We start from the raw sequence: 17,120 nt of genomic DNA, 5'->3' as shown, positions 1-17,120 counted from the left end.
AGCACGAGTATTGCTTTTCACCGGTCCGGTGCGTTATTTCTGAAGATCGCCCCGCCCCGCGCTCAGGAGGTCCGCCGATGGCCGAGCTCGTCCCGCCGTCGCACGTTCGACGGCTGCGTTGCCTCGGCATCGGCGACCCGGACGCCGTCGCCGCGGTCGCCCGCGGTGGTGGCCTCGGCGTGCTCGACGGCGCCGATCCGGCGGCCGTGGCACTGGTCGCCGCCCGGGTCCGGGTGCCCTACGGGGTGCGCACCGACGGCCCGCTGCCCGCGGGTGCGGCGTTCGCCGTCCGCACGAAAGCGCCGTGGGCGGGTGTCCTCGCCGAGGTCGGTGACGTCGCCACGGCCGCCGAGGCGGTGGCCCGAGGCGCGCTGGGGCTGGTCGCGCGAGGTGGTGAGCTGAGTGACTTCGTGCTGCTGCAACAGCTCTTGAACGCCTTCGACGTCCCGGTGTGGGGAACCGTGGCCGGGCCGCGGACCGCGGTCGGCGCGCTGGCCGGCGGGGCGGCCGGCGTGGTCACGAGGTCCACTGTGGAATCGGACGTGCGCCGGATCACCGGCGCCACCGTCCCCGGGGTGACCTCGCCGGACCGGCTCCTGCGGACGCTGGGCACCGCGCTCCCGGTCGTCCAGGGGCCGATGACGCGGGTCAGCGACCAGCCCGGGTTCGCGGCCTCGGTCGCCGAAGCGGGCGGGTTCCCGTTCGTCGCCGTGGCGACCGCGAACGGCACGCGCACCACCGAACTGCTGACCCGCACCGCCGAGCTGCTCGGCGACCGCCCGTGGGGTGCGGGGATCCTCGGCTTCGTCCCCGACGACCTGCGTGCCGCCCAGCTCGCCGCGATCCGGGCCGCCCGGCCGCGGTGCGTGCTGATCGCGGGCGGGAAACCCGGGCAGGCCAAGGCGCTCGAGGCCGAGGGGATCGCGACCTTCGTGCACGTGCCGTCGCCGATCCTGCTCGGCCAGTACCTCGACGCCGGCGTCCGCCGGTTCGTCTTCGAGGGCGCCGAATGCGGCGGGCACGTCGGCCCCCGCCCGAGTTTCGAGCTGTGGGAGGAACAACTGGCCGTACTCGGCGCGGCGAAGGACGTCGAAGTGCTCTTCGCCGGCGGCATCCACGACGCCCGCTCGGCGGCGGTGGTCCGGGCGATGGCGGCACCGCTCGACGCCGTCGGTGTCCTGATGGGCACCGCGTACCTCTTCACCGAAGAAGCCGTGGCGCACGGCGCGATCACGGACCTGTTCCAGCGGCGGGCGCTCGAAGCCGAGGCCACCACCACGCTGGAAACCGCGCCGGGGCACCGCACGCGCTGCCTGCCCAGCCCGTACACCGCGGAGTTCGAGCGGGTCAAAGCGAGCCTGCGGGACGTGCCCGCGCAGGAAGCCTGGCAGCGGCTGGAGGAGCTGAACACCGGACGGCTGCGCGTCGCGAGCAAGGGCGTCCGCCACGGCGGCGCGGTGCTCGACGAGGAAACCCAGCTCGCCGAGGGGATGTTCATGGCCGGGCAGGTCGCCGTGCTGCGCGACCGGCGGACGACGATCGCGCGGCTGCACCGCGAAGTCACGGCCGGGAAAACGTTCACCCGCCCCGAGGAACCCGTCCCGGCGGGGGACTCCTGCGACATCGCCGTCATCGGGATGGCCTGCACGTTCCCCGGCGCGCCGGACCTCGAAGCGTTCTGGTCGAACGTCCTGCGCGGCGAGGACGCCGTCACCGAGGTGCCGCCGGAGCGCTGGGACCCGGAAGTCTACTTCGGACAGTCGACGTCGAAGTGGGGCGGCTTCCTGCCGCCGGTGGCCGTCGACCCGCTCGACTTCGGGATCCCGCCGTCCGCGATGGGCAGCATCGACCCGGCGCAGCTGGTGTCGCTGGAGACCGCGCGCCGGGCTCTCGAAGACGCGGGGTACGCGAACCGGGACTTCGACCGCGAACGCACGAGCGTCGTGTTCGGCGCGGAAGCAGGTGGCGACCTCGCCAACGCGGGCACCCTGCGGTCCCTGCTCGACGGCTACCTCGACGAAGTGCCGGCGGAACTCCTGGCGCAGCTGCCCGAACCCACCGAGGACACCTTCCCCGGCACGCTCGCCAACGTCATCTCCGGCCGGATCGCGAACCGGCTCGACCTCGGTGGCGCGAACTACACGGTGGACGCCGCGTGCGGGTCTTCGCTGGCCGCGCTGGACCTGGCCGCCAAGGAACTGCGCGCCGGGACGAGCGAGCTGGTCCTCTGCGGCGCGGTCGACCTGCACAACGGGATCCACGACTACCTCATGTTCACCTCGGCGGGCGCGCTCTCGCCGACCGGCCGCTGCCGTCCGTTCGACGCCGCCGCCGACGGGATCGCGCTCGGCGAGGGCGTCGCCTGCCTGGTGCTCAAGCGCCTCGCCGACGCCGAGCGCGACGGCGACCGGGTCTACGCCGTGGTCAAGGGCGTCGGCGCGGCCAGCGACGGCAAGGCGCTCGGCCTGACCGCGCCCCGCCCGGAAGGCCAGTACCGCGCCCTCGAACGCGCCTACCGCGACGCTGGGGTGTCCCCGGTGGACGTCGGGCTCGTCGAGGCGCACGGCACCGGCACGGTGGTCGGGGACGCGACCGAACTGCGGACGCTGACCGGGTTCTTCACCGACGCGGGTGCCGCGCCCGGCAGCTGCGCGCTCGGCTCGGTCAAGAGCCAGATCGGCCACACGAAGTGCGCGGCCGGGCTGGCCGGGCTGATCAAGGCGGCGCTGTCGCTCTGGCACGAAGTGGTCCCGCCGACGCTGCACCTGAGCCGGCCGAACGCGGCCTGGGACCCGGCCACCAGCCCGTTCACGTTCACCACCGCGGCGCGCCCGTGGGCGGAGCCGGCCCGGCTGGCCGGGGTCAGCGCGTTCGGCTTCGGCGGCACCAACTTCCACGCCGTGCTCGGGGCGGGCCCGGTCGCCCCGGACCGGCGGCACGGCCCGCGCGACTGGCCCGCCGAAGCCGAGAAAGCCCTTGCCGGGATCCGGCGCGCCGACGCCGACCCCGGGAAGGTCGCCTTCCTCTTCCCCGGCCAGGGCAGCCAGCGCCCCGGCATGCTCGCCGAGCTGTTCGTGCACTTCCCGGACCTGGCCGAGCTGCTCAAGCTCGCCCCCGACGTCGCCGGGAAAGCGTTCCCGCCCCGGGTGTTCGCCGCGGACGCCGTCCAGGAGCAGGAGAACGCCCTTACCGACACGCGGATCGCGCAGCCCGCGCTCGGGCTCGTCGAGATCGCGGTCGCCCGGCTGCTCGAGCGGGCCGGCGTCCGGCCGGACTTCCTGGCCGGGCACAGCTACGGCGAGCTGGTCGCGTTGTCGGTCGCGGGCGCGTTCGGCACCGGGACGCTGCTGCGGCTCAGCCGGGCCCGCGCGCGGGCCATCGCCGAGGTCGCCGAGCCCGGCGCGATGGCCGCCGTCAAGGCACCGCGGGACGCGCTGACGCCCACCCTGATCGGCCCGGACGTCGTGGTGGCCAACCACAACGCACCCGAGCAGGTCGTCCTCTCCGGCTCGGTGGCGGCGGTCGAACGCGCGGTCCGGCGGCTGCGGGAGACCGGGCTCGCCGCCAAGCGGATCCCGGTCGCCTGCGCGTTCCACAGCCCGCTGGTCGCCGCCGCGGGGGACGTCTTCGCGGCGGACCTCGCCGGGGAGTCCCTGGCGGACCCGAAGCTGCCGGTGTGGGCGAACCGCACCGCGGCGCCCTACGCCGCCGGTGACGTCGAGGCCGAACTCGCCGCGCAGATCGGCGCGCCGGTGCGGTTCCTCGACCAGATCGAAGCGATGTACGCGGCGGGCGCGCGGACGTTCGTCGAGGCCGGTCCCGGCCGGGTGCTGTCCCGGCTGGTCGGGGAGATCCTCGGCGACCGCCCGCACACCGTCGTCGCCTGCGGCCCCGACCTGACCGGCTTCCTTACCGCGTTGGGGAAGCTCGCCGCCGCCGGTGTCGACGTCCGCACCGACCGCCTGCGGCGCGCGCGGCCCCCGGCGCCGTCCGCCACCGCCTGGGCCGTGGACGGGCGATCCGCCCGCGCGCCCGGCGCCGAGGTCCCCGCCCTGCCCCCGGCCCGACGAATCCGGAGTACCGCCATGACCCAGCCCGCTCCCGGCCGCGACCAGGCGGTCGTCGACTTCCTGCGCACCACCCGCGAACTCGTGGCGGCGCAACGGGAAGTGATGCTCGGCTACCTCGGCAGCGCGCCCGTCCCGGCACCCGTGCCCGCCCCGGCGCCGGCTCCGGTACCGGTGGTGCACACGGAACCGGAGCCCGAACCGGTGGCCGAGAAGCCGGCCGACGTCCTGGGCACGGTGATCGGCGTGATCAGCGAACGCACCGGCTACCCGGCCGAGATGATCGCCGGCGACCTCGACCTCGAAGCCGACCTGTCGATCGACTCGATCAAGCGCACCGAAATCGCGGGCACGCTGCTGTCCCGGCTGGGGCTGCCGGCCGACGACCGCACCGACCAGCTCAGCCGCGACCGGACGGCCGACGCGCTGACCGCGCACCTGGAGAGCTGGCTGAGCCCGACGCCGGCGGCCAGCGCGCCGACCCGGTACCGGCTCGACCGGGTACCGGTGCCGCTCGACCCGGATCCCGGGCGGTTGCAAGGGAAGTCCGTGGCGGTGGTCGGCGGCGACGCTTCCGTGGCGGCCGCGTTCGCCGCGGCCGGCGCGGCGGTCGTGACCGGGGACGCGGACATCACCGTGCTCCTCGCCCGCGACTTGACGGACGTGTTCGCCCGGCTCAAGGCGCTGCGGGGGACCGTGCTCGTGGCGGCCGAACCGGACGCGGTGCCGGGGCTGCGCGGCCTGATCCGGTCAGCCGCGCTGGAACGCGACGGCGGCACCCGGCTCGTCGAGGTCACGCAGGACGTCGGCAAGGTGCTGGTCGACGAGGCGCTGAGCGACGGGCCGTCCGTGGTCGGCCACGACGGCGGCGGCCGGTTCACGATCGAACCGCGGCCCGCCGAGCTCGGTTCGATCGCCTACTCCGGCGCCGGGCCGGGCGGCGGCGAGCTCGCCGCGCTGGGCCTCGGCCCGGATTCCGTGGTCCTCCTGGTCGGCGGCGCCCGCGGGATCACCGCGCGCGCGGCCGTCGCGTTCGCCGCTTCCGGCTGCCGGATCGAGCTCGCCGGGCGCACGCCGTGGCCGGGCGGGCCGGACGACCTGCCCGCCGACCCCGCCGCGATGCGGGCGGTGCTGGCCGGCCGCGGTGGCTCGGTCGCCGACATCGAACGCCGGGTGCGGACCGTGCTGGCCCAGCGCGAGATCGGGCGCACCCTCGACGAGGTGCGCGCGGCCGGTGGCGACCCCGCGTACCGGTCGCTCGACGTGCGGGACGCCGAAGCCGTGCACCACCTGGTGAAGGACCTGCGCGGCCAGGTCGACGGCGTCGTCTTCGCCGCGGGCGTGCTCGACGACAAGCTCATGGCGGACAAGGACGAGCGGTCGTTCCGGACGGTCTTCGAGACCAAAGCGGACGGTGCCCGCACGCTCCTCGCCGCCCTCGCGGAGACCGGCGCCGAGCCCGGGTTCGTCACCTTCTTCGGCAGCATCGCCGCGGTGCTCGGCAACCGCGGCCAGACCGACTACGCCGCGGCGAACGACGCGCTGGAGTCCCTGGCGAAGAACTGGCCGGGCCGGGCGGTGACCGTCCACTGGGGACCGTGGGCACCCGCGGCCGACCACAGCGGCATGGTTTCACCGGAGCTGGCGCGCGAGTACGAACGCCGGGACGTCGGCCTGCTCGACGCGGACGAGGGCGTCGCGGCCCTGCTGCGCGAACTCGCCTACGGCACGGACCGCGCGGTCCTGTACACGGCGTCGTTGTGGTGAGCCAGGAGCCGGTGGCGATCACCGGCATGGGCGTGTTCCTGCCCGGCGCGTCCACAGTGGACCAGTACTGGCGGAACCTGGTGGCGGGCACCGACGCCGTCACCGAGATCCCGCCGCACCGCCGCGACCCGGTGTTCCACGGCCACGACGGCGCCGCGCCCGACCGGACCCACGGCCGGCGCGGCGGCTTCACCGCGGACACCCTGGAGTTCGACCCGGTCGCGCACGGGGTCCCGCCGACGTCCCTCGACGGCACCGAGCCGGACCAGCTGACGGCGCTGGCCGTCGCGGTGACCGCGGTCGGGGACGCCGGCGGCCTCGGCCGGCTCGGCGACCCCGAGCGGATCGGCGTCGTGCTCGGCCGCGGCGGGTACCTCTCACCCGGCCTGCAGGGCTTCGACCAGCGCGTCCGCACCGTCCGGCAGATCACCCGCACGGTCGGGGAGCTGATGCCTTCGGCCGGCCCGGACGTCCTCGACCGGCTGCGGACCGCGCTGCTGGAGCCGCTGGGCGAGTTCCGGCCGGAGACCGCGGCCGGGCTGGTGCCGAACCTCGCCGCGGCCCGCGTCGCCAACCGCCTCGACCTCGGCGGCCCGGCGTACACGGTGGACGCGGCCTGCGCGTCTTCGCTCGTCGCGGTGGACCAGGCGATCGGCGAGCTGACCCGCGGCCGCTGCGACGTCGTGCTGGCCGGCGGGGCGCACCAGACGCAGGACGACACGCTCTGGGCGCTGTTCACGCAGCTCGGCGCGCTGTCGCCGAGCCAGCGGATCAGTCCGCTGTCCCGCGCCGCCGACGGCATGCTCATCGGCGAGGGCACCGCGATCGTGGTGCTCAAGCGGCTGGCCGACGCCCGCCGCGACGGCGACCGCGTGTACGCCGTGATCCGCGGCAGCGGCACGTCGAGCGACGGGCGGGGCGCGAGCCTGCTCAGCCCGTCCGTCGCCGGGCAGACCCTCGCCCTGCGGCGCGCCTGGGCCGGGCTGGACCCGGCGGAGATCGGCCTGCTGGAGGCGCACGGCACCGCCACGCCGGCCGGGGACGCCGCCGAGCTGACCACCGTCGCCGACGTCTTCGGCCAGGCCGGCGGGACGCGCCCGGTGATCGGCTCGGTCAAGTCGATGATCGGGCACACGCTGCCGACCGCCGGGGTCGCCGGGCTGGTCAAGGTCGCGCTCGCGCTGCACCACGGGGTCCTGCCGCCGACGCTCAACTGCGCCGACCCGAACCCGCTGCTGGACAAGACCCGGTTCCGGGTGCTGGCCGAGGCCGAGCCGTGGGGCGAGCTGCCGAAGGTGGCCGCGGTCAATGCCTTCGGCTTCGGCGGGGTGAACGCCCACGTCGTGCTCGAGGCCGGGGACCCGGCGCCGAAGCGGCGGATCCGCGTCGACGAGCCGGAACGCGTGCTGCGGCTGGCCGCGGCGACGCCGGAAGCGCTGCTGGAGCAGCTCGAGAAGCCCGGCGAAGGCGACGGGCCCTGCCGGCTCGGGATCGTCGGCGCGGACGAGCGCAAGCTGGCCACCGCCCGCCGGGTGCTCGCGAAGGTGGCGGCCGAGGGCCGGTCGTGGCACGGCGGCGGCGACATCTGGTGTTCGGTCGACCCGCTCCTGCCCGGCGGCAAGACCGCGTTCCTCTACCCGGGTCTGGAAGCCGACGCCGAGCCGCGCCTCGACGACGTGGCCCGGCACTTCGGCCTCGACCGGCCACAGTGGTCGACGGCGACCGTGCCCGCCCGTGCCACGAGCGTGTCGTCGACCGGGCTGCTGCTCGACCACGCCCTGCGGCGGCTGGGGATCCGCCCGGACGCGCTCGCCGGGCACAGCGCCGGCGAGTGGACGGCCATGCAGGCCGCCGGGATGTACCGGGCCGAGCCCGATCTGCTGGAGCGGTACTGGCCCGGCGGGTTCGAGCTGCCGGAGGCGGACTACCTGGTGCTGGGCTGCGCCGCCGCGCGGGTGACCGAGCTGCTCCCCGGCGACCTCGTGATCTCGCACGAGAACGCGGCCCGGCAGACCATCGTCTGCGGCCCGCCGGACGCCGTCACGGAGTTCGCGGCGACCTGCCGCGGGCTCGGCATCGTGGCCCGGACGCTGCCGTTCCGGTCCGGGTTCCACACCCCGCTGCTGGAACCGCACCTCGCGCCGTTCGCGCGGCTCGTCGCGGACCTGGACCTGCTGGCGCCCGCGGTGCCGGTGTGGTCGGCGACGACGACGCGGCCGTACCCCGCGGCCGCGGCCGACGTCCGGCGGCTCTACCTCGACCACCTGCTGCGCCCGGTCCGGTTCCGGCAGCTGACCGAGGCGCTGCACGACGCCGGGTTCCGGGCGTTCGTGCAGGCCGGCGCCGGGCAGCTCGGCTCGTTCGTCACCGACACGCTCGGCGAGCGGCGGCACCTGGTCGTCGCGGCCGCGTCCGGCACCCGGGCCGGGCTGGCGCAGCTGCGGCGGGTCGCGACCGCGCTGTGGACCGAGGGTGGCGACCCCGATTTCGCGGCGCTGGAGCCGCGGCGGATCCGGCTCAACACCGGGAAACCCCTGCTGTCGCTGGGGGAGTCGGCCCGGGGCCTGCTGGACGGCGCGGCGCCGCCCGACCTGCCCGCCGGGGTGCCGGACGCGATCGTCGCCGAGTTCACCGCGCTGCTCACCGAAACCCGCCGGACCGCGGCGGACGTCGTCGCTGCGGCCGCCCGCCGCCGGGTCGAGTCCACAGTGGACGTCTCGCTGGCCGCGATGCCGTACCTGCGCGACCACCGGTTCTTCCGGCAGCGCGACGACTGGCCCGACGAGGACGACTTCCGCCCGGTGGTGCCCGCGACGACGCTGGTCGACCTCGCCTGCCGGGCCGTCGAACGCACCTGGCCGGGCACGAAGGCGGTGACCGTGCGGGACGCCGTCTTCTCGCGCTGGCTGATCGCGTCGCCCGCCCGGCGGGTGCCGCTGTCGCTCAGCCGCGAGGGCGACCGGGTGACCGTCGAGATCGGACCGTACGCGCTGCTGACCGTCGAGGCCGGGGTGTTCGCGGCCCCGCCACCGCCGGCCGGGGTGCCCGGGCCGGAGACCGCGCCGCCGCTGAGCGCGGCCGAGATCTACGAGCGGCGCGAGATGTTCCACGGCCCGGCCTACCAGGGCCTGGCCCGGCTGACCGGGCTCGGCGAGCAGCACATCCGCGGCGAGCTGGTGGTGCCGTCCGCGCCCGGCGGGCTGCTCGACAACGTCGGCCAGCTGCTCGGCTGCTGGCTGATGGCGACCCGGTCCGACGACCTGCTCGCGTTCCCGCGCTCGATCGGCAAGCTCACCTGGTACGGCCCCGAACCGCCGCCGGGGACCCGCGTGGCCTGCCAGGTGCGGGTCCGGCTGCCGCGGCCCGAGGTCCTCGAGATGGACGCCGAGCTGGTCCGGGACGGCCGGGCGCTGGCGCGCATCGCAGGCTGGCGGGACGTCCGGTTCCCGTGCGACCGCGCGGCCCACCGCGTCTACGCCTTCCCCGCGGAGAACCTGCTGTCCGAGCGGCGGGAGGACGGCTCGGTCGCGGTCACCGACCGCTGGCCGACGGTCGCCGCGCGCGACATCTACGCCGGGATCTACCTCAGCGCGGAGGAACGGGCCGAGTTCGCCGCCGTGCCGCCGCGCGAGCAGCGCGGGTGGCTGCTGCGGCGCATCGCCGCGAAGGACGCCGTCCGGGCCCGGCTCGCCGAACCCGTGTACCCGGCGGAAATCCGCGTCCACGACGACGGCACGGTGTCCGGCAGGCACCGGGAGCTGCCGGGGCACGCCGTCACGGTCGAGCTGACCGGGGAGACCGCCATCGCACACCACAGGAGCACGCCATGACCATCGACCACGCGTCCGCGACGTTCGACGTCGTCGCCGAGCTGCTCGCCGAGCTCGTCGGCGACGCCGAGGTGCTCGGCATCGAGATCACGCCCGACACGACGTTCCACGAGGACCTGCAGCTGGAGAGCATCGACCTGGTGACCTTCGCGAGCATCCTCGCCGAGCACTTCGGCGCGGACGTCAACCTCGCCGAGCACCTGGCGGAGAAGGACCTCGACGACGTCATCGGCCTGACCGTCGGCGACATCGCCCGGTTCGTGGGGGAGCGCACGTGCCCACGATGACCGTCAACGGGCTGCGCACGAACGTGCAGCTCGTGCCCGCCGGCGGCACCGAGACCGTGGTGTTCCTGCACGGCATGGGCACCGACAGCCTGGCGAGCTTCTACCTGACGCTGGCGCCGCCGGTCGCGGCCGCGGGCATCGACGTGATCAGCTACGACCTGCGCGGGCACGGCAAGACCGAGCGCCCGGTGCACGGCTACACGCTCGGGGACTTCGTCGCCGACCTCGACGACCTGCTGGTGCAGCTGGCCGTCGACCGGCCGGTGCACCTGGTGGGCAACAGCTTCGGCGGCACGCTCGCCTACAGCTACGCCGTGGCGAACCCGGACCGCGTGCGCAGCATCGTGTGCATCGAGTCCGAGCCCGCGACCGAGGTGTGGGCGGGCAAGATGAGCGAGATCCTCGCGCACACCGTGCGGTTCCTGCAGGTGGAGGAGAGCTTCGACTGGATCGAGGCGAACTTCAGCGCGCACCACCGGCGGCTCGCGCGGCTGGCGGCCGAGCGGATCACGTCGACGAAGATGGCCGAGGAGGTGCCGCTCGGGCCGTTGCTCACCTGGGAGCAGGTGGCGGCGATCGGCTGCCCGGTACTGTCCATTTTGGGCAGCCACGGCTACCAGGCCGACGACCTCGAAGCGTTGACGTCGTTGCTGCCGCACGGGGAACTGCACGTGTTCGAAGGCCAAGGGCACTCGGTGCTGGTCGAGCAGCACCGCGAGGTCCGCGAGCTGGTGCTCGAGTGGATCGATCGGCACGCGGCGTGAAGGTCCTGCTGGTCGTCCCGCCGCTGGCCGGGCACGTGGCGCCGCTGCACGGGGTGGCGTCGGTGCTCGAGGCGCGGGGGCACACCGTGGCGTGGTGCGGCCCGGTACCCGCACTGTCCACAATGGTCTCCGGCCGGGTCTTCCCGGCCGGGGACTCCGCTCCGTTCGCCTTGGCGCTGCGGCCCCCGGAGCTGCGCGGGTTCGCGGCGCTGAAGTACCTGTGGGAGTCGTACCTGGTGCCGCTGGCGGACGCGATGGTGCCGGGGGTTTCCGCGGCCGTCGCCGCGTTCGAGCCGGACGTCGTCGTGGTGGACCAGCAGGCGATGGCGGGCGCGCTGGTGGCCGCGCGGTGCGGGCTGCCGTGGGCGACGTCGGCGTCGACGTCCACCGAGCTGGCCGACCCGCTGGGTTCGCTGCCGAAGATCGCGTCCTGGGTGGACGATCTCCAGGCGGGCCTGCGCGCGCGGCACGGCGTGCTGCTCGGCGACCTGCGGTTCTCGCCGCACCTGGTGCTGGCGTTCACGACCCGGGCACTGGCCGGCGAGTCCCGGCTGGCGGTACCGGTGTCCTACGTCGGCCCGGCGTTGCCCGCGGCGCCGGGCGAGTGGTCCCTTGTGGACGATCGGCCGCTGGTCGTGGTGACGCTGGGGACGTCGAACGCGGCGGCGGGCGCCCGGTTCCTCGCCGAGAGCGTGGACGCGCTGGCGGGCATGCCGTCCGTGCAAGGGCTGGTGGTGGACCCGTCCGGCAGCTTGATCAGTGAAAGCGTCGTGCTGGCGCGGCGGATCCCGCAGGTGGCGGTGTTCGCGCGCGCGTCGGTGGTGGTCTGCCACGGCGGGCACAACACGGTGTGCGAAGCGCTTTCGGCCGGGGTCCCGCTGGTGGTGGCCCCGATCCGGGACGACCAGTCGATGCTGGCCCAGCAGGTGGTCACGGCGTCGGCGGGCGTGCGGGTGCGGTTCGGCCGCGCCAAGGCGAGCGACCTCCGCAAAGCGATCGAGGCGGCCGGCGAGCACCGCGAAGGCGCGGCCCGCATCCGCGACTCCTTCGAGGCGGCGGGTGGCGCGGAGGAAGCGGCGACGCACCTGGAGGCACTGGGCTGAAGGGGACGTTCATGGCATCAGATGCGAGGAAAGTCCCCTTCAGCTCACCACATGCACTGAACGTCCCCTTCAGGCGTGGTTGCGGAAGGTGCGGGCCGCCAGGGTGGAGCCCGCCACCGCGGCCACCGCCGCGATCACCAGGGCCGTCACGACCGACCAGCCGATCGGGCGGGCCAACGCCAGCGCGCGGGTCGCGTCGATCGCGTACGTCAGCGGGTTGACCGCCGAAACCACCCGGACCCACGCCGGCATCGTGTCCAGCGGCATGTACGCGCTGGAGGAGAACATCAGCGGGAACATCACCACGAACGATGCCGCCTGCAGGGTTTCCGCCTTGCGCAGCCACGTCGTGATCGCGACGAACACCCAGCTCAGGCACCAGCCCACCACCAGCGTCAGCAGCAGCGCCAGTCCCAGGCCCAGCACGCCGCCCGCGGGACGGAAGCCGAGGAACAGCACGCTCGCCACGGCCGTCACCACCAGCTGGACCGCCAGCCGCGCGGAGTCGGCCAGGGTGCGCGCGACCAGCACCGAGACCAGCGAGATCGGCAGGCAGCGGAGCCGGCCGGTGAAGCCGCCGTAGATCTCCGCCAGCAGGCCCGCGCCCGAGCTCATCGCCGTCGTCATCGCGATGTTCACCAGCGTCGCCGGGACCAGGAAGTTGACGTAACCCTGGTACGCCGCCACGCCCGGCAGGGCGCCGACGCCGCTGAACACCTGGCTGAACAGCAACAGCAGCACCACCGGCTGCAACAGTCCGAAGAAGACCAGCCGGCGGTCGCCGAACGCCGTGCGCAGCGACCGGCCCGCCAGCACGCGGACCTGGGTCCAGAAGCCGGATTCCGGCCACGCGGCCGGGTCGCCGAGCGCGGAGACGGCCGCTCGGTGCCGGGCCTGGGTCACCAGCCGACCGCCGTCCGGTGGAGGGACAGGTAGACGTCGTCGAGCGTCGGCTCGGTCACCGTCAGGTCCCGCAGCGGCGCGCCCGCCGTGTCGAGCGCGCGCACCAGCACCGGGATGTCGCCGGGCCCGCTCAGCGGCACGGCGAGGACGAGCCCGGTGCGCCCGGCCGCCATTCCCAAGCGGGACAACGCGTCCACGGCTCGCTGCAGCGCCAGCTCGGTGCCGAAGGTCAGCGTCGCCGTCCGGTTCCCGAGCCGGCCCTTGAGCTGCGCCGGCGTCCCGGACACCGTGATGTGCCCGAGGCCGAGGACGACGACGTGGTCGGCCAGCCGGTCCGCCTCCTCGAGGTACTGGGTGGTGAGCACGACGGTCGTACCGCGCGCGGCGAGCCCTTCGACGACCGACCACAGCCCGGACCGGCTCACCGGGTCCAGTCCGGTCGTCGGTTCGTCGAGGAACAGCACCTGCGGCGCGCCGACGAGGCCCGCGGCGAGGTCCAGCCGCCGCCGCATGCCGCCGGAATACGTGGCGGCCGGGCGGTCGGCGGCGTCTTCGAGGCCGAAGGACGCGATGAGCTCGGCGGCGCGCGCCTGCGCCTGCCGCGGTTTCGCACCCAGCAGCCGGGCGATCAGCACGAGGTTCCCGCGCCCGGACAGGGCGTCGTCGACCGCGGCGAACTGCCCGGTCACCCCGATCCGCCGCCGGACCGCCCGCCCGCGCTGCACGACGTCGTAGCCGCACACGCGAGCGGTGCCCGCGCTCGGCCGGACGCGCGTGCTGAGGATGTCGACCAACGTGGTCTTCCCGGCGCCGTTGTGGCCGAGGACCGCCAGCACCGCGCCGCGGGCGACGGTCAGGCTGATCCCGGCGAGCGCGGTGACTTCGCCGTACCGCTTCGCGAGGTCGGTCACGGCGATGACCGGCTGGTTCATGGCCGCTCCTTCCCCTACTTTTGGAAAAGGTAACGGGACGCGGCAGCTGCGAGCAAGAAGATCGCGGCCACCGGCCGTGCGCATGACAATTTTCGACGGCGCGCATCGCACGCGTGTGACAACCGCTGACCTGCGTGACCCTTCCCGACGAGGGTGATCCCCCGCGGGTGACAAAGAATTCACGGTCGCTTGTTCGGCCGGAAACACGGAGGTACTTTTCGCTGAAATTCCCCCATTCCCTGAGGTGACGACCCGTGAGATTTTCGTGGAAGTCGAGAAAGCCTGCGTTCGGCTTGGCCGCCGCCACCGCCGCGGGGGTCGCGGCGACCGTGGTGCTCGTCGGGGCCGGGCCGACCGAGGCCGCGCCGGTGACCCTGACGTTGAACTACAACTGCCCGTTCCCGCTGATCGGCGACCAGGTACTGGCGGTGAAGATCGACACGAACCTGCCCGACAACGCCGTCGCGGGTGCCTCGTCGACGCCGATCACCTTCGACGTCGACGTCACCGTGCCGGAGACCGCCACCGAGGGCCTCGCCCTGGTCGGCGCCACCTCGCTCGACGGCTCGGCGAAGGCCGCGGCGCAGCTGAAGTACCCGGTCGACAAGACGCTGAACCTGAACCTGCCGCTGACCATCGCCTCGACGCCGGTGCCGCCCTCGGGCGCGTTCCACGTCAAGAGCAGCGGCAAGGCGCCGGCGGTGACGTTCCCCAGCCCCGGCACCGCGTCGGTGACGGTCGGGAACTTCAGCACCACGATGACCCCGCGCACCGCGGACGGCCAGCCGACCGACCTGGGCACGTTCACGTCGGACTGCGTCGCCGTCCCGGGCCAGAACCAGCTGCTCGGCACGTTCGAGATCAAGCCGGCGGGCGGCACCACGACGCCGACGACCCCGACCACGCCGACCACCCCCACCACCGAGCCGACGACCCCGACCACGGAGCCGACGACTCCCACGACGGAGCCGACCACGCCGACGACGGAGCCGACGACCCCGACGACGAAGCCCACGACTCCCACGACGGAGCCGACCACGCCGACGACGGAGCCGACGACTCCCACGACGGAGCCGACCACGCCGACGACGGAGCCGACGACGCCCACGACGGAGCCGACGACCCCGACGACGGAGCCCACGACTCCCACGACGGAGCCGACCACGCCGACGACCGAGCCGACGACTCCGACCACGGAGCCGACGACTCCCACCACCGAACCCACCACGCCGACCACGGAACCGACCACCCCGACCACCGAACCGTCGACGCCCACCAGCGAGCCGACGACCCAGCCGACCACGCCGCCGGGCGGCATCGACGTCAAGTACTCGGTCAAGGGCAAGTCGTTCCTCAAGCAGCTGCACGCCACGCTGCCGCTCGGCCCGGGCAGCCTGGACGCGAAGCTCGACGCCGCGTCCGGCAAGTTCGGCGCGCAGCTCGCGCTGCCGAAGTCGGACGTGGACTTCCGCGTCCTCGGCTTCATCCCGGCGTCGGCGACGGTGAAGCTCGACCAGGTCGGCGCGATCAACGGCACGCTCACCGGCGGCGCGGTCAAGGCGAACGCGCAGATCGACGTCCAGCTGACCAAGGTGCGGGTGTTCGGATTCCCGATCCTGCAGTCGAAGTCGTGCCACACGGTGAAGCCGGCCGACGTGCCGCTCGCCTCGGCGCCCGGGTTCGACCCGCTCAAGGGCGGCAAGCTGACCGCGACCTACGGCATCCCGCAGTTCACCGGCTGCGGTTTCCTGACCGGTCTGATCAGCGGCCTCACCTCCGGCCCCGGCAACAAGCTGGAAGTGACCCTCACCAAGAAGTGAAGTAGGGCTGCGAAAACGCAGACCCGCGTGACAAGAACGTGAACAACCCTTGTCCCGCAACGAGAATCGTCAGTAGCTTCGGAAAGGATCACCTTCGATGAGGAAGGCCGAATGTCCGTGCTGACCCGGTTCTCGCTGCCGCTCGTGCTGGTGCTGGCCGCGTTCTCGTTGGGTGCCGCGCAAGCCGCGCCCAACGAGGACGCGTCCCAGGCGCAGCCGCAAGCGGCCACGCAAATCCCCTTCGGGTTCACCCTCGGGGACGCGCAGCAGCCGACCACGAGCCACGTGGCCAAGCTCGGGTCGGACATCGCCTTCCCGCCGGGCACCTTCGACGGCGCGCTCGGCGGCCTCACCAACACCGTGCCGATCACCGGCAAGCTCGCCATCCCGCCCACCGACGGCTACTTCGTCGCGTTCCGGTTCATGGCCACCACCGGCCGGGTCGAGATCGTCCCGGACGGCGACGCCACCGGCACGGCCACCGTGCACACGGGCAAGGACAAGGACTGCAAGGCCACGCAGACGAACATCTGCGCCGACACCGACGTGACCGCGAAGGTGTTCATCAAGCTCTCGGGCGTGCGGGTCGACGGCAAGGCGCTCGACGTCGGCGCGAACTGCCGGACGGCCCAGCCCGCGTCGGTGAACATCAAGGCGCTGGTGCCCATTTCGCTGCCCGCCCCGCCGGTCAAGGTGACCTCGACGTTCACGACGCCCGCGTTCGCCGGGTGCACCGGGCACGAGGACCTGAGCCGGCTGCTCACCGGCCTGGTTTCGGGACCGGGCAACACCTTCGTCTCGAACCTCACGTTGCGGTGCTTCAGCTCCGGGTGCAAGCCGGCATGACCACCCTGCTCAGCGAAGCGCCCCGGCGAGCGGCGAACGGCCTGCGCGAGTTCGGCCGCATGTGCGCGATGGGCCTCGACATCATCCTGGCGATGGCCCGCCGCCCGTACCAGGTGCGCGAGTTCGTCCAGCAGTTCTGGTTCATCGCCAGCGTGTCCATCACGCCGGCGATCCTGGTGTCCATCCCGTTCGGCGCGGTCATCTCGCTGCAGCTCGGCTCGCTCACCAGCCAGATCGGCGCCCAGCAGTTCAACGGCGCCGCCAGCGTGCTGGCCGTCGTGCAGCAGGCGAGCCCGATCGTGACGACGCTGATCATCGCCGGCGCGGGCGGCAGCGCCATCTGCGCCGACCTCGGCGCGCGCAGCATCCGCGAGGAGATCGCCGCGATGGAGGTGCTCGGCGTCTCGCCGATCCACCGGCTGATCGTGCCGCGGGTACAGGCCGCCGTCGGGGTGTCCGTGCTGCTCAACGGGCTCGTCAGCGTCGTCGGCGTGCTGGGCGGCTACTTCTTCAACGTCATCATCCAAGGCGGCACCCCCGGCGCCTACCTGGCCAGCTTCAACGCCCTCGCGCAGCTGCCGGACCTCGTCGTCAGCTCCGTGAAGGCGGTGATCTTCGGCTACCTCGCCGGGGTGGTCGCGTCCTATCGCGGCCTGAACCCGAAGGGCGGCCCCAAGGGCGTCGGCGACGTCGTCAACCAGTCCGTCGTCATCACCTTCCTGCTGCTGTTCTTCGTCAACACCGTGCTGACCGCGCTGTACCTGCAGCTCGTCCCGGCGAAGGGAACCTGAGTGGCCATCC

10 protein-coding genes are annotated in these 17,120 nt (G+C 73.7%); 8 read left to right on the top strand and 2 right to left on the bottom strand.

Features of this window, described 5'->3' with window-relative positions; all coding sequences use genetic code 11:
- Positions 1-77 precede the first annotated feature (77 nt).
- The 5 genes from AB5J73_RS02950 to AB5J73_RS02930 are packed head-to-tail and all read left to right on the top strand — an operon-like array spanning position 78 to position 11,818.
- The gene (locus AB5J73_RS02950) at positions 78-5,834 is read left to right on the top strand and encodes an SDR family NAD(P)-dependent oxidoreductase (RefSeq protein ID WP_370967859.1); all 5,757 of its coding nucleotides are present in this window, start codon (positions 78-80) and stop codon (positions 5,832-5,834) included.
- Entirely contained in the window at positions 5,828-9,664 is a 3,837-nt protein-coding gene (locus AB5J73_RS02945) for a beta-ketoacyl synthase N-terminal-like domain-containing protein (protein WP_370967857.1), read from the top strand. The genes AB5J73_RS02950 and AB5J73_RS02945 overlap by 7 nt, the downstream gene beginning before the upstream one ends.
- Positions 9,661-9,951, top strand: coding sequence for a phosphopantetheine-binding protein (locus tag AB5J73_RS02940; protein ID WP_086856267.1), 291 nt, complete (start codon positions 9,661-9,663; stop codon positions 9,949-9,951). Before AB5J73_RS02945 ends, AB5J73_RS02940 begins: the two co-directional genes overlap by 4 nt.
- Complete coding sequence (locus tag AB5J73_RS02935; protein ID WP_370967854.1) at positions 9,939-10,715, top strand: alpha/beta fold hydrolase; 777 nt, start codon at positions 9,939-9,941, stop codon at positions 10,713-10,715. Before AB5J73_RS02940 ends, AB5J73_RS02935 begins: the two co-directional genes overlap by 13 nt.
- The gene (locus tag AB5J73_RS02930; RefSeq protein WP_370967852.1) at positions 10,691-11,818 is read left to right on the top strand and encodes a glycosyltransferase; all 1,128 of its coding nucleotides are present in this window, start codon (positions 10,691-10,693) and stop codon (positions 11,816-11,818) included. Before AB5J73_RS02935 ends, AB5J73_RS02930 begins: the two co-directional genes overlap by 25 nt.
- Positions 11,819-11,887: 69 nt before the next feature.
- On the opposite strand, the gene AB5J73_RS02925 is transcribed toward AB5J73_RS02930, so the two are convergent.
- Positions 11,888-12,721, bottom strand: a complete 834-nt coding sequence (locus AB5J73_RS02925) for an ABC transporter permease (protein ID WP_370967850.1) — start codon at positions 12,719-12,721, stop codon at positions 11,888-11,890.
- Positions 12,718-13,653, bottom strand: coding sequence for an ATP-binding cassette domain-containing protein (locus AB5J73_RS02920; protein WP_370967848.1), 936 nt, complete (start codon positions 13,651-13,653; stop codon positions 12,718-12,720). The genes AB5J73_RS02925 and AB5J73_RS02920 overlap by 4 nt, the downstream gene beginning before the upstream one ends.
- A 254-nt stretch (positions 13,654-13,907) precedes the next feature.
- Between AB5J73_RS02920 and AB5J73_RS02915 the strand changes: the two genes are divergently transcribed.
- The 3 genes from AB5J73_RS02915 (at position 13,908) to AB5J73_RS02905 (ending at position 17,110) form a co-directional block, all read left to right on the top strand.
- Positions 13,908-15,473 (top strand): DUF6801 domain-containing protein, encoded by a 1,566-nt coding sequence (locus tag AB5J73_RS02915; protein ID WP_370967846.1) that lies wholly within the window; start codon positions 13,908-13,910, stop codon positions 15,471-15,473.
- Positions 15,474-15,584: 111 nt separating this feature from the next.
- Positions 15,585-16,319, top strand: a complete 735-nt coding sequence (locus tag AB5J73_RS02910) for a hypothetical protein (RefSeq protein WP_370967844.1) — start codon at positions 15,585-15,587, stop codon at positions 16,317-16,319.
- A complete protein-coding gene (locus AB5J73_RS02905; RefSeq protein WP_370967842.1) occupies positions 16,316-17,110 on the top strand; it encodes an MlaE family ABC transporter permease in 795 nt (264 codons plus the stop codon). Before AB5J73_RS02910 ends, AB5J73_RS02905 begins: the two co-directional genes overlap by 4 nt.
- Positions 17,111-17,120: the final 10 nt, after the last annotated feature.

This window comes from Amycolatopsis sp. cg9, from assembly GCF_041346945.1.
Classification (GTDB): domain Bacteria; phylum Actinomycetota; class Actinomycetes; order Mycobacteriales; family Pseudonocardiaceae; genus Amycolatopsis.
Note: the sequence above shows the minus strand (reverse complement) of the source record. Positions and strands in the feature narration are given on the sequence as shown.